Raw genomic sequence first — 12,759 nt, forward strand, 5'->3', positions numbered from 1 at the left:
TTAGTCTTCAGCGTTTGGTCAAAGCCTAAAGCCTTGCGAGCTAGAGCCAAACAAGGCGAAGAGGCCTGAGGAAGCGGATCGGACTCGCGGGCGAGTTTACAAGTGGTAAATGAGCATTCCGAAGGCATCTTCAACGCAGTTTGGCCGACGCTCAGCGAAAGGCGGTCATCCGCTGCACCATGGCCGTGCGCAACTCGTCCGCGGCGCGACTGAGCTTGCGCCCCAGGCGGGTCACCAGCTCGACGTGGGCGCGGGCGAAACCCGGATCGGCCAGGGGCAGGGCGCATAAGGCGCCGCTATCCAGCTCCTGGGTGGCGGCGAACAGCGGCAGCAGGGTTACGCCGCCCTGCTGGGCATAGTGCTTAAGCAGGGCGAAGGTGTTGCAGGTCAGGGTTGGTGCCAGGCGCTGGCCGGCGGCCTGCTCCACGGCGTCGAGCATCTGGCGGATGCCGTAGGAAATATCCGGCAGCGCCAGGCGGTGCTGGCCCAGCTCAGCCAGGGTCACGGGCGCCCGGGCTCCGGCCAGCGGATGCCCTGGTGCCACCAGCGCATAAAGCGGCTGCTCGCGACTGCCATGTACGCGCAGGTGCGGATCGCGCGGCGGATTGAACACCAGCCCCAGTTGCGCCTCGTCTTCCATCACCTGGCGAATCACCTCGTTGGTGCCCACCACATTGACCCTGACCTCGATCTCCGGATGCCGCGCGGAAAAGTCGCCCAGGGTGCACGACAGGTCGCCGATGAAGCCCTCGCCGATGGCCAGCACCACGCGGCCGGTGCGTAGGCCCTGCAGGTCGGAGATGGCGTCTCTCAGGCCGTCGAGCTGGGTCTGGCGCTGGCGGAAATAGTCCAGCACCAGGCGCCCGGCCTCGGTCGGGGTGATGCCGCGGCGGTGTCGCTCGATGAGGTCGACGCCCAGCTCCGCCTCGACCTGGGCGATCTGCCGGCTGACCGCGGAAGGGGCGATATCCAGGGCGTCAGCTGCGGCGCGCACGCTCCCCAGGCGCACCGCTTCGACGAAATAATGCAAGCGCTGTTCGTGAATTCCACGCATCCGTGTGTTCTCTTAAAGGCAACGGAAAAGGCCATTTCCAGTATTGGAGAGAGAACAGGCCGCTGTCCATACTCGGGCCAAGACCACGGCCGCCCCGGCCTGGGCGAAGCCCGCGGCGCAAGGCCTCGGAAGGCGGAAAGGGCCGCGCAGGATGGCGTTCCTGCAGGCGTTCCACCCTTCGGAAAACGCGCATGCAACTTTGCCTAGGCACCTAGAACGACCGGGTCGTGCTCCTTCGAGGAGCCTTCGTTTCTGCCCAGCGAGCCTCGCCGCCCGCGACTGCCAACCATACCAACAACCGAGCCCGCGAGCGGGCCGCAGGGGGAAGAATGAGCGCCAATCCGACGCTGGCCGTGGGCCAGGACCGAGCCGTCAGCAATACCGTCAGACTCTACATCTGGGCAGCGCTGGTGCTGCTGATCGCCGAGCTGATCGGCTCCCTCACCATACCGCTGGGTCCGGGCAAGGTGGTGCTGCTGCCGATGATCTGGGCGCTCTTGCTGGGTGCGGCGGTGGGGCAGGTCGGCAAGCGCATGCCGCTGGGTCTGGGTATCGACCGCGGCGCCCAGGTGCGCTCGGCGGCCATTCTGCAATACGCCTTGCTGGTGTTCATCGCCAAGCTCGGCCTGGTGGTGGGTGGCTCGTTGCCCACGGTGATCGCCGCCGGCTGGGCACTGGCCTTCCAGGAGCTGGGGCATTTCGTCGGCACCATCCTGCTCGGCCTGCCGGTGGCCCTGCTGCTGGGCATCAAGCGCGAGGCCATCGGCGCCACCTTCTCGGTGGGGCGCGAACCGAGTCTGGCGATCATCAGCGAACGCTATGGCATGGACTCCCCGGAAGGTCGTGGCGTGCTCGCCGAGTACCTGACCGGCACCCTGTTCGGCGCAGTGTTCATGGCCATCGTCGCCGGCTTCATCGCCAGCCTGAACATCTTTCACCCCTATTCCCTGGCCATGGGCGCCGGCCTGGGCTCGGGCAGCATCATGGCCGCCGCGGCCGGTGCCATCGCGGCCCAGCAGACCGCCGAGGTGGCCAAGGAGGTCATGGCGCTGGCCGCCGCCGCCAACCTCATCACCCTGACCCTGGGCACCTACTTCACCCTGTTCATCTCCCTGCCGCTGGCGGTCTGGGGCTACCGGGTGATGGAGCCGCGCATCGGCCGTACCACCAAGGCCTCCTTCCAGCAGAGTTCGGTGGATGCCGCCGTGGTGGACGAGCCCGTGGAACTGGGCTGGTCGGCACGCTTCAGCGCCTGGCTGGCCTCGGGTGCCCTGGCGCTGCTGGCGACCCTGGTGATGAGTAAGACCCTGCCACCGGCTGCTTTCCTGGGCGTCGCGGTGATGATCCTGGCGGCCTTCGTCGGTGAACTGCTCTGCCAGCTGTTTCGCCGCAAGGTGCCGGCGGTGTGCTGGGTATCGCTGGTGGCCATGTTCCTGACCTCGCCCTGGTGCCCGCTGGCGCCGCAGATCAACGCCGCCCACAACGCGGTCGGCATCATGGCGCTGATCACCCCCATGCTGGCCTTCGCCGGCCTGTCCATCGCCAAGGACATCCCGGCCTTCCGTCGCCTCGGCTGGCGCATCGTGGTGGTTTCGCTGATCGCCAGCTTTGGCACCTTCATCGGCGCGGCCTTCATCGCCGAAGTGTTTCACTGATCCTCTCCGCGCGCACCGGGTCCCCGGTGCGCCGCTGCCCGCTGCCGTATTGCTCCGCCGCTTGATCTCTCCGCTTCCCGCATTTCGTGTCGCAGCTCCCAGCCTTGAGTCCTGGCGGCCCGGTGTCGTCCGTGAGCGATCACCGGCGCTTGAGCTGCGCCCCGAGTTGCAGTATCTATGATGGAAAATTAACAAAAACCGTTAATTTAATAACATCAAGAAAAACGGAGGGGTGCTCGGCATGGGCAAAATCGCGGTCATCGGCAGCAACATGGTCGATCTCATCACCTACATCGAGCGACTGCCCGTGCAGGGCGAGACGCTGGAAGCGCCGGACTTCGCCCTCGGCTGTGGCGGCAAGGGCGCCAACCAGGCGGTCGCCGCGGCCAAGCTGGGCAGCGAGGTGCTGATGGTGACCAAGGTGGGCGACGACCTCTTCGCCGACAACACCCTGGCCAACTTCCGCCGCTTCGGTATCGACACCCGTCACGTGACTCGTGCGCCGGGTCGCTCCAGCGGGGTGGCGCCGATCTTCGTCCAGCCCGACTCGCACAACAGCATCCTCATCGTGAAGGGCGCCAACGCCGCCCTCGGCCCGGCGGACATCCAGGCCGCGGAAGCCGATCTGCGCGACTGCGCGCTGATCGTGCTGCAACTGGAGATCGCCCTGGAGACCGTCTATGCCGCCATCGACTGCGGCCAGCGCCTGGGTATCCCCGTGCTGCTCAATCCGGCCCCTGCGGTGGCCGACCTGAGCGCCGCGCACCTCGCCCGGCTGGATTACTTCGTCCCCAACGAGACCGAACTGGCCCTGGTCAGCGGTCTGCCCGTGCGGGATCGCGAGAGCGCCTTCGCCGCCGCGCGGGTGCTGGCCGGTCGCGGCATCCGCCACGTGGTGGTCACCCTGGGCGCCCAGGGCGCGCTGTACGTGGGCGAGGAGGGCGAATTCAGCCTTCCCGGCCAGCCGGTGGCGGCCATCGACACCACCGGCGCCGGCGATGCCTTCATCGGCTGCTTCGCCCATGGCCGCGTCCAGGGCCTCGGCCTGCGGGACGCCATGCAGCGCGCCGTGGCCTATTCGGCACTGTCGGTCACCGGGCGCGGCACCCAGACCTCCTATCCCGAGGCCGCGGTCTTCGAAGACTACCTCGCGTCCCTGGATCTCTGACGCAAGGTCGGCAATCCCCCACCCTGGCACCCCTACGGAGAACAACAATGAGCCAGTCACCCCTGCGGCCCAGCGCCGACGGCTACTACCTGAACCGCACACCGTGGTTCGCCTTCATCCTGCTGTGCTGCATCTTCGCCCTCTGGGCCGCCGCGGCGAGCATGAACGACGTGCTCATCGCCCACTTCAAGAAGGCCTTCCTGCTCAGTGACTTCCAGACCGCCTTCGTCCAGTCGGCCTTCTACCTCGGCTATTTCTTCCTGGCCCTGCCAGCCGCGCTGATGGTGCGGCGCTTCAGCTACAAGACGACCATCCTCTTCGGCCTGTTCCTCTACATGGTCGGCTGCCTGCTGTTCTTTCCGGCCGCCTCCATGGCCAAGTACGGCATGTTCCTGCTGGCGCTGTTCGTGATCGCCGCCGGGCTGTCCTTTCTGGAGACCGCCTGCAACACCTATTCGACCCTGCTCGGGCCGCGCGAGACCGGTACCCGCCGGCTGAACATCTCCCAGACCTTCCACCCCTTCGGCGCCATGACCGGCGTCTACGTGGGCAGCTTCGTGATGTTCAAGGAAGGCGATGCCAGCCAGGCGCAGCTGCTGCAGATGAATCCCGCCGAGGCCGCCGCCCAGCAGCTGCAGATGATCCAGGCCACCCTGACGCCCTACCAGTGGATGATCGGCGTGCTGGTGCTGATCTTCGTGCTGATCGCCTGTACCCGCTATCCGGCCTGCAAGGGCAACGATGCCGTGCGCAGCGAGCGCGACGGCATCGCCGCCAGCCTGGGTCGGCTGAGACGCAATCCGCGCTTCGTCTTTGGCGTACTGGCGCAGTTCCTCTATGTCGGCGCCCAGGTCGGCGTCTGGAGCTTCACCATCCGCCTGGCCATGCAGCTCGGTGGCATGAACGAGCGCAGCGCCTCCTGGTTCCTGCTCACCACCTTCGCCGCCTATTTCGTCGGCAAGCTGATCGCCAACCTGCTGATGCGTCGCTGGCATCCGGCCAAGGTGCTGGGCGTCTACGGCGTGCTGTGCATCGCCCTGCTGGCCTACACCATCCTGGTGCCGAACATCACCGCGGTGTACGCCGCCGTGGGCGTGAGCATCTTCCTCGGCCCCTGCTGGCCGACCATCTATGGCCTGACCGTCGACGGCATCGGCCGCGATACCGAATTCGGCGGTTCGCTGCTGGTGATGAGCATCGTCGGTGGCGGGGTGATCCCGATCTTCCAAGGCCTGCTGTCGGACTACACCGGCGGCAACATGCAGCTGGCCTATTCGGTGCCGCTGCTGTGCTTCACGGTGATCGTCGCCTACGCCCTCTACTGCCTGCGTCATCCGGCCAGCGAGCGGCTGCCGGTGGGCGCCGCCCAGACTGCCTGAGGAGGGCGCCGCCATGTCCGTACGCCTGCCCCTGCAGCCTGAGCAATTCACCGCATGCGAGCGCACCCTGCTCGCCAGCGACGCCTTCCAGGTGCGCGCCTGGACCTATCCCTCCGGGGTGCGCGCCCTGGCGCTGGAGAATCGCCGCGGCCGGCTGATCGTACTGCCCTACCAGGGGCAGATGGTCTGGGACGCCAGCTTCGACGGCTGCCGCCTGACCATGCCCGGATTGTTCGACCAGCCGCGGCCAACCCGGCGGATCATCGAGACCTATGGCTGCTTCATGTTCCACGCCGGGGTGCTGCGCAATGGCTGCCCGGCGCCGGAGGACAGCCACGAGCTGCACGGCGAACTGCCCTGCGCGCCGCTGGACGAGGCCTGGCTGGAGCTGGGCCGGGACGCGGAGGGTGACTTCCTGCGCCTGGGCGGTCGCCATGACTACGCCATGGGCTTTGGCGATCGCTATCGCGCCCAGCCCAGCGTGACCCTGAGGCCGGACAGCGCCGTGTTCGAGCTGGGCCTGGAAGTGGAAAACCAGGCCGGCCAGCCCATGGACCTGATGTACATGGCCCACATGAACTACGCCTACGTACCTGGCGGCCGCTTCCATGAGCCTCTCGGCGTGGCCTGCACCCGAGTGCGCACCAGCGTGCCGGCTCATGTACGGCCGACCGCCGACTGGCAGGCTTTCATCGCCGAGCTGGCCGAAGATTCGGAACGCCTGCGGGTGCTGGATGCACCCGCGCGCTACCAGCCGGAAATCGTCAGCTTCATCGATGCGCCGGGTACCGACGCGGCTGGGGAGGCGCACTTCCTGCTGGAGCATCCGAGCGGCGCCGCCTTCTACACGGCCTATCGCCCAGAGAGCTTGCCCCATGCCACGCGCTGGGTGCTGCACAACCCCGACCAGCAGGTGGCGGCCTTCGTGCTGCCGGCGACCTGCGAGCCGGAGGGCTATCTGGCCGAGACCGCCAAGGGGCAGGTGCAGCAGCTGCAGCCGGGTGAACGGCGCACCTTCAGCGTGCGCACTGGCTATCTCGCCGCCGCCGAGCGCGAGGCGCTGCTGACGCGCCTGGCCGACCCGGCGCGGATCAGGTAAGCAGTTGCGCGCCGTTCGCCTCGATCCGCTCGCGATAGCTGCGCGGAATGCGCCCGTCGCTGACCACCAAGTCGAAGTCGTCGAGCGCCGCGAAATGCGCGGCGCGCACCACGTCGAACTTGGTATGGTCGACCAGCAGCAGCCGCTGCTGGGCCTGGCGCAGGACCTTCTGCTTGACCTCGACCTCGTTGAAGTTGAAGCAGGTGACGCCGAAGTCCTCGCTCACCCCGGCCGCCGAGACGAAGGCGTGGGTGAGGCGCACGCCGTCGAGCACCCCGGTCTCCAGGCGACTCTCGAAGATCTGGTTCTTGCGCTGGAAGGTCCCGCCGCACACCACCAGGGTGCAGTTGACCTTCTGCTGCAGCTTGAGCAGCACATTGAGCGAATGGCAGACGGCGGTGAATTCCAGGTCATCGGGAATGAAGTCCACCACGAAGGGCGTGGTGGTCCCGCAATCGAGGAAGACGGTGTCGCCGGCGCGGATCTGCGCCGCGGCCAGCCGACCGATGCGGCGCTTTTCCTCGACCTGGCGCAGATCCTGTTCCACCACCTGGTAGCCGGGCGCCTCGCTGCCGCCGACATCGCGGGTGACGTGACCGCCGAGCAGGCGCAGGCCGTCCGGTGGGAGCCGCAGGTCGCGTCTCAGGGTCATTTCCGAGACACCCAGCAGCTGGGCCATCTCGCGCAGGTGAATGGCGTGCTGATCCTGCAGCGCCTGGTGCATCAGCTTGAGCCGAGCGGCTTTCTTGCTATCCATGAGGGGTGCGCTACGGGAGTCCGACTAGAGGTGCAGGCCGCACCAACCAAGAATTCTGATCCGATCATACGCTACCCGTGCCTGAGGAGGCCCCATGCAGCTTGAACCCGGCGAACTCGCCAAGACCATCGACCACACCCTGCTCGCCGCCGATGCCCGCCGCGCCCAGATCGACCGCCTGTGCCAGGAGGCGCGTACCCATGGCTTCTACTCGGTGTGCGTGAATTCCGCCCAGGTCCCCCACGCCGCGGCGCAACTGGCCGGCAGTACGGTCAAGGTCTGCGCGGTGGTGGGCTTTCCGCTCGGCGCCGGGCTGAGCGCGGCCAAGGCCTTCGAAGCCGAGCAGGCCATCGCCGCCGGGGCGGGGGAGATCGACATGGTGCTCAACATCGGCTGGCTCAAGGATGGCCTGCTGGATGAGGTCTCCGCCGACATCGCCGCGGTCCAGGCCGCCTGCGGTGCGGTACCGCTCAAGGTGATCCTGGAGACCGGTCTGCTCGACGAGCCCCAGAAGCGCCAGGCCTGCCGGATCTGTCGCGACCTCGGGGTCGCCTTCGTCAAGACCTCCACCGGTTTCGGCCACGGCGGCGCGACCCTGGAGGACGTGCGGCTGATGCGCGAGGAGGTGGGCCCGGACATGGGCGTGAAGGCCTCCGGCGGCGTCCGCGACCGGGCCACCGCCCAGGCCATGCTGGATGCCGGCGCGACCCGCCTGGGGACCAGTTCGGGCGTGGCCATCGTCAGCGGCGGCGAGGGTGGCGCGGGGTATTGAGGCAGGTACGACGTAGGTTGGGTTGAGCGCAGCGAAGCCTAACAGTGCCGCCTTGTGTTGGGCTTCGGCGGAGGAGCCGCCTCATCCCAACCTACGGGTGCTACCCCGGTCCTTGCCGATACAGCTTGGAATCCTGGAAATCCCCCGGCGCCAGCACCTCGCCCACCAGGATCAGCGCGGGGCGGCGGAAATCCTTGTCCCGCGCCCGTTCGACGATGTCGGCCAGGGTGCCCTGGACGCTGTCCTGGTCCGGCCAGCTGGCGCGGTGGACGATGGCCACCGGGCAGCTGGGACCGTAGTGCGGCAGGAGGTCGGCGACGATGCGCTCCAGCTGGCCGACGCCGAGGTGGATGGCCAGGGTCGCGCGGTGGCGGGCCAGGTCGGCCAGCGCCTCGCCTTCCGGCATGGCGGTGCGGCTGGCGTAGCGGGTGAGGATCACCGTCTGGCTGACGCCGGGCAGGGTCAGCTCGCAACCCAACAGGGCGGCGCAGGCGGCGGTGGCGGTTACGCCGGGGATGATCTCGTAGGGGATGCCCAGCGCCTGCAGGCGGCGGATCTGCTCACCGATGGCGCCGTACAGCGAGGGGTCGCCGGAATGCACCCGGGCCACGTCCTGGCCACGGGCGTGGGCGGCGGCCAGGTGGCCGACGATGGCATCCAGATCAAGGTGCGCGGTATCGATCACCGTCTCGGCCTGGTGACCTTCCAGCACCGCTTGTGGCACCAGGGAGCCGGCATAGAGGATCACCGGGCACTGGCGGATCAGCCGCTGGCCCTTGACGGTGATGAGGTCGGGATCGCCGGGGCCGGCGCCGATGAAATGGACGGTCATGGGGTTTCCTCGGCCAGGGCGGCGAGCAGCTCGGCGACACTGGCGAATTCGCGGTCGACGCTGGGCAGGGCAGGGCGCCGCAGGATCAGCACCGGCAGGCCCCGCTCGCGGGCCACCTGCAGCTTGGGTTGGGTAGCGGCACTGCCACTGTTCTTGCTGATCAGCACATCGAAGTCGCCCTGGGCGAAGAGCGCGCGCTCGGCCTCCAGGGCGAAGGGACCGCGGTCGGCGATGATCCGTGCCCGCGCGTGGCCGGGATGGGCGTCGAGCAGGCGCAGGGTCCAGAACTGGTTGGGCGGGATCACCGCGAGGTGCTCCAGTGGTTCGCGACCCAGGGTGAAGAAGGGCCGGGCGAAGGGCGCCAGCGCGGTCTGCAGCTCGGCCCAGTCGGCCACCTCGCGCCAGTCGTCGCCCGGTCCGGCCTGCCAGCCGGGGCGACGTAGCGCCCAGCAGGGCAGGCCAGCGTCAGCAGCGGCCTGGGCGGCGTTGTGGCTGATCCGGGCGGCGTAGGGATGGGTGGCGTCCAGCAGCAGCTCGATGCCTTCACTGTGGAGAAAGGCGGCCAACCCCGCGGCGCCGCCGTAGCCGCCAACCCGTACCTGGCAGGGCAGGTCCTGGGGCACCCGACCCAGGCCGGCGAGGCTGTAGATGGCCTCCGCCGGCAGCGTGCGGGCGATGGCCAGGGCTTCGGTAGTACCGCCGAGCAGGAGGATCTTCATGGGCGGTTTTCCGTAAGAGCGGCGGAGGCTTCGTCATGCATGGCGTGTCCTCACCCCCGGCCCCTCTCCCCCAGGGAGAGGGGAGGAAGAGCGGTGCTTGGCGTCGAGTCGGGGAGCAGGACTGCTAGTCTCTCTGTTGAGCAGAGCAGCGGGCGGTAGCCCAGACGCCAGACTTCCAAACCACCACCCAACCACCCCCTCTCCCCCATGGGGAGAGGGCTGGGGTGAGGGGGCCAAACCCAAGCCAAGACTCACGGCTTCACCACTTCCAGCAAGGTAATAGGCAGCGCCGCACGCCAGGTATCGAAGGCGCCCAGTGGCTGGGCCTGGGCCACCTGCAACCGGGTCAGGTCACCACCGTGGTGCTCGCGGAAGGCCACCAGAGCGGCTTCGGTCTGCAGAGTCACGGCATTGGCGACCAGGCGGCCGCCGGGCCGCAAGGCGACCCAGCAGGCGTCCAGCACGCCTGGCGCTGTGAGCCCGCCGCCGATGAAGATGGCGTCCGGAGTGGCCAGGCCGGCCAGTGCCTCCGGTGCCTGGCCAGCCACCAGGTGCAGCGCCGGGGCGCCGAGGTGGTCGCGGTTATGGAGGATATGGGCCTGACGACCGGCATTGGCCTCGATGGCCAGCACCCGGCAGCCGGGATGGCTGCGCGCCCATTCGATGCCGATGGAGCCGCAGCCGGCGCCCACATCCCACAGCAGTTCGCCGGGACGCGGCGCCAGACGCGCCAGGGTCACGGCGCGCACGTCGCGCTTGGTCAACTGGCCGTCGTGGCGATAGGCGCTGTCCGGCAGACCGGGGGTGAGCGGCAGTCCCGCTTCACCGGTCTCGCTCAGGACCTCGATGGCGACCAGATTGAGCGCCGCCGCCTCGGTCAGCGACCAGGCCTCGGCGCGACCGGCGATGCGGCGTTCCAGGGGCCCGCCCAGGTGCTCCAGCACTTGCAGCTGGCTGGCGCCAAAGCCTTGGTCCACCAGCAGGGCGGCCAGGGCGGCGGGGCTGTGACCGTCGTTGCTCAAGACCAGCAGGCGCGCGCCGGGATGGAGATGGCGCACCACCCCGGCCAGGGGCCGGGCCACCACCGATAGCAACGCGACCTCCTGCAGGGGCCAGCCCAGGCGCGCAGCGGCCAGGGAGTAGGAAGAGGGCGCCGGCAGCACCTGCAGTTCGTCGGCCGACAGCTGGCGTGCCAGGCTCGCGCCGACGCCGAACAGCATGGGATCGCCGCTGGCCAGCACGCAGACCGAGGTGCCGCGGCGGTCCAGGACCGGGGCCAGGGCGAAGGGCTGCGGCCAGGGCTCGCGAGTGGCGCGGATGCAGGGTGGCAGCAGCGCCAGCTGGCGCGGACCGCCGATGACGACCTGCGCTTCCAGCAGGGCGCGGCGGGCCTGCTTGCCGAGGCCGGGGTAGCCGTCTTCGCCGATACCCACCACGGTCAGCCAGGGGATCATGAACACACCTCATCGAACGTCAGCCGACCGGGCGTTTTCAAGGGGTCGGGGTCGGGTGGCCCCGGAGTCATTATCTGACCCGGGGCCCCCTAAGAACCGTGCTTGCGACTTTCGCAGCACACGGCTCAAGCTTACGAAAAACCAGCCATAGGCTGGCCGGCAACTGTGACGCGCGATCCTAACATCATAGACCGCTATATCTCAGGGTTACCTGTTGCCGCTGGCTATGCACCAGCGAGTGGCAGTTGGGGTGTATGAGCACGCGATTTTTCAGGGTGTCCTTGCCGCCGTCCACCCGTCGAATGACGTGATGGTCGTCCCAGCCAGTTTCCTTATTTACCGCGTGTCCACATAAGGCGCAGAGTCCTTTCTGCCGCTGGAAGAGATACAGGATTTGTTTTCTGAAATGCAGTTTGTGCTGCATTCGTCGAACTCTTAGTTTTTCCCATTTCTCTTCGTGTTTCGCATCGTATGGATGGTACCCACCCGATAGCCGCGGTTGTCGCCTTATCTCAGTGTCCGCTAGCTGGTATAGCTGGCAGAACTTGCGTTCACCCTTCTTGCCTCTGTAGGGATGCGCAAAAACCCAATTTCGCTTGCCTATGGAGTGGAAGTATCTATTCCGGCACCAATTAGCTTGCTTCTTCGGATGGCGGCGCTTCGCCCACCTTCGCAGCAGCCAGACGATCAAGCTGTCTAACCGGCTGAAGGCTTTCTTTGCCACGGCTGGAGAGTGGTATTGAGCCCACCCTTTCAGCACCGGATTCAGGCGTCCGATTAGCTCTTCCTGAGTCAATGCCCCGCTGGTTTTTACTATTTCTCTAACCTTGCGATAGAACGTTGAGATGTTCTTTTTCGAAGGCTTGATGAATAGCTTGGTCCGGCGGTAAGGCGACTTCGGTACGTATTTCCTGAAATTCCACCCTAGGAAATCGAAGCCCTGAAGGATGTGGGTTATCTGCGTTTTCTCTTCGGACAAGCTCACCCCTCGTACTGACAGGAATTGCTCGACCCAAGGTATGACTTCGTCAGTCAACAGCTCTTTGGTAGCCGCTGTGATGATGAAGTCGTCCGCGTATCGCACCACATGCACTCTGGGCGTATCGGCGTCGGTACCCGCTAGCTTTCTGGCCAGATGACCTTTGAGCTGCATCTCCAAACCGTTAAGGGTGGCGTTAGCCAAACACGGCGAAATAATCCCACCTTGTGGCGTCCCGGCCTCCGTAGCCATGAAGTGTCGCCGGTCAATTACCCCGGCCTTCAACCACAGCCGCAGTACCTTTTTGTCCATAGGGACGTTCTGGCACAGCCACTCGTGATTGATGTTGTCGAAGAACCCCTTGATGTCACCTTCCAGAACCCACACAGGTGAGTCGTCTCGCGACATTAACTGAAAGATTTCAACCATCGCATCAGCGGTCGAGCGATCCGGCCGGAAGCCGAAACTTTTCGGGTCGCTGGTGCTTTCGATGACAGGTTCCAGGGCGGACAGGTAGAGCGCTTGCATGGCCCGATCAAACATCGTCGGTATGCCTAGCGGGCGCTTTTCCTTCTTCCCTGGCTTCGGTATCCAAACCCTCTTTAGCGGTTTGGGCCGATAGCCTCGTATCTCCGATAGACGCTTCGCGGCGCGGAGCTTGGCTGGAGGCGTCCCCCAAGTTTCTCCATCAACGCCCGGAGTCTTGCGACCCCGGTTTTCAGTCACCCGTCTTACAGCCAGACAGCGGCCATAAAACGAATGGGTCAGTAACCGTTGCAGGCGTTTAACCCTACGCCAGTCACCGGCCATTGTTGCCTGCGCAATCTTCAACTGCGTTTTCCGAACGGAGATCTGGATCTTGGCCCAATCGAGATCGTGCCAGCCCTTCAC

Annotated in this window: 11 protein-coding genes; 5 read left to right on the forward strand and 6 right to left on the reverse strand. The window is 66.5% G+C overall.

Going from position 1 to position 12,759, the window contains the following annotated elements; translation table 11 throughout:
• Window positions 1–151 precede the first annotated feature (151 nt).
• Window positions 152–1,054 (reverse strand): LysR family transcriptional regulator, encoded by a 903-nt coding sequence (locus BMZ43_RS21475; RefSeq protein ID WP_064307644.1) that lies wholly within the window; start codon window positions 1,052–1,054, stop codon window positions 152–154.
• A 329-nt stretch (window positions 1,055–1,383) separates the two neighbouring features.
• On the opposite strand from BMZ43_RS21475, the gene BMZ43_RS21480 reads away from it, so the two are divergent.
• The 4 genes from BMZ43_RS21480 (at window position 1,384) to BMZ43_RS21495 (ending at window position 6,355) form a co-directional block, all read left to right on the forward strand.
• Window positions 1,384–2,709: a DUF3100 domain-containing protein gene (locus tag BMZ43_RS21480; RefSeq protein WP_093256384.1), complete on the forward strand. Its 1,326-nt coding sequence runs from the start codon at window positions 1,384–1,386 to the stop codon at window positions 2,707–2,709.
• A 241-nt stretch (window positions 2,710–2,950) separates the two neighbouring features.
• Entirely contained in the window at window positions 2,951–3,877 is a 927-nt protein-coding gene (gene rbsK / locus BMZ43_RS21485; protein ID WP_017642936.1) for a ribokinase, read from the forward strand.
• A 47-nt stretch (window positions 3,878–3,924) separates the two neighbouring features.
• The gene (fucP, locus tag BMZ43_RS21490; RefSeq protein WP_068383247.1) at window positions 3,925–5,256 is read left to right on the forward strand and encodes an L-fucose:H+ symporter permease; all 1,332 of its coding nucleotides are present in this window, start codon (window positions 3,925–3,927) and stop codon (window positions 5,254–5,256) included.
• A gap of 13 nt (window positions 5,257–5,269) precedes the next feature.
• Entirely contained in the window at window positions 5,270–6,355 is a 1,086-nt protein-coding gene (locus BMZ43_RS21495) for an aldose 1-epimerase family protein (RefSeq protein ID WP_068383249.1), read from the forward strand.
• Here BMZ43_RS21495 and deoR read toward each other — a convergent pair.
• Window positions 6,348–7,112, reverse strand: a complete 765-nt coding sequence (gene deoR / locus BMZ43_RS21500; protein WP_017642939.1) for a DNA-binding transcriptional repressor DeoR — start codon at window positions 7,110–7,112, stop codon at window positions 6,348–6,350. The genes BMZ43_RS21495 and deoR overlap by 8 nt on opposite strands.
• 94 nt (window positions 7,113–7,206) lie before the next feature.
• Here deoR and deoC point away from each other — a divergent pair, with 94 nt between their 5' ends.
• Window positions 7,207–7,884 carry a deoxyribose-phosphate aldolase gene (gene deoC, locus BMZ43_RS21505; RefSeq protein WP_093256387.1) on the forward strand — a complete coding sequence of 226 codons (678 nt, stop codon included), beginning with the start codon at window positions 7,207–7,209 and terminating at the stop codon, window positions 7,882–7,884.
• A 100-nt stretch (window positions 7,885–7,984) separates the two neighbouring features.
• On the opposite strand, the gene cobM is transcribed toward deoC, so the two are convergent.
• From cobM to ltrA, 4 genes are all read right to left on the reverse strand, one after another.
• The gene (cobM, locus tag BMZ43_RS21510) at window positions 7,985–8,716 is read right to left on the reverse strand and encodes a precorrin-4 C(11)-methyltransferase (RefSeq protein ID WP_093256390.1); all 732 of its coding nucleotides are present in this window, start codon (window positions 8,714–8,716) and stop codon (window positions 7,985–7,987) included.
• Window positions 8,713–9,435, reverse strand: a complete 723-nt coding sequence (locus tag BMZ43_RS21515) for a cobalt-precorrin-6A reductase (RefSeq protein WP_093256393.1) — start codon at window positions 9,433–9,435, stop codon at window positions 8,713–8,715. The genes cobM and BMZ43_RS21515 overlap by 4 nt, the downstream gene beginning before the upstream one ends.
• A gap of 251 nt (window positions 9,436–9,686) precedes the next feature.
• Complete coding sequence (locus BMZ43_RS21520) at window positions 9,687–10,889, reverse strand: bifunctional cobalt-precorrin-7 (C(5))-methyltransferase/cobalt-precorrin-6B (C(15))-methyltransferase (protein WP_017642943.1); 1,203 nt, start codon at window positions 10,887–10,889, stop codon at window positions 9,687–9,689.
• A gap of 184 nt (window positions 10,890–11,073) precedes the next feature.
• A partial coding sequence (ltrA, locus tag BMZ43_RS21525) for a group II intron reverse transcriptase/maturase (protein ID WP_256563092.1) occupies window positions 11,074–12,759 on the reverse strand: 1,686 nt, incomplete at its 5' end.

Source organism: Pseudomonas sp. Snoq117.2, from assembly GCF_900110545.1.
Taxonomy (GTDB): Bacteria; Pseudomonadota; Gammaproteobacteria; order Pseudomonadales; family Pseudomonadaceae; genus Chryseomonas; species Chryseomonas benzopyrenica.

Excerpts from the sequence above, each read along its gene's own strand:
- BMZ43_RS21475 (WP_064307644.1), bottom strand. The coding sequence starts at position 1,054 with ATGCGTGGAATTCACGAACAGCGCTTGCATTATTTCGTCGAAGCGGTG.
- BMZ43_RS21480 (WP_093256384.1), top strand. The coding sequence starts at position 1,384 with ATGAGCGCCAATCCGACGCTGGCCGTGGGCCAGGACCGAGCCGTCAGC.
- rbsK (WP_017642936.1), top strand. The coding sequence starts at position 2,951 with ATGGGCAAAATCGCGGTCATCGGCAGCAACATGGTCGATCTCATCACC.
- fucP (WP_068383247.1), top strand. The coding sequence starts at position 3,925 with ATGAGCCAGTCACCCCTGCGGCCCAGCGCCGACGGCTACTACCTGAAC.
- BMZ43_RS21495 (WP_068383249.1), top strand. The coding sequence starts at position 5,270 with ATGTCCGTACGCCTGCCCCTGCAGCCTGAGCAATTCACCGCATGCGAG.
- deoR (WP_017642939.1), bottom strand. The coding sequence starts at position 7,112 with ATGGATAGCAAGAAAGCCGCTCGGCTCAAGCTGATGCACCAGGCGCTG.
- deoC (WP_093256387.1), top strand. The coding sequence starts at position 7,207 with ATGCAGCTTGAACCCGGCGAACTCGCCAAGACCATCGACCACACCCTG.
- cobM (WP_093256390.1), bottom strand. The coding sequence starts at position 8,716 with ATGACCGTCCATTTCATCGGCGCCGGCCCCGGCGATCCCGACCTCATC.
- BMZ43_RS21515 (WP_093256393.1), bottom strand. The coding sequence starts at position 9,435 with ATGAAGATCCTCCTGCTCGGCGGTACTACCGAAGCCCTGGCCATCGCC.
- BMZ43_RS21520 (WP_017642943.1), bottom strand. The coding sequence starts at position 10,889 with ATGATCCCCTGGCTGACCGTGGTGGGTATCGGCGAAGACGGCTACCCC.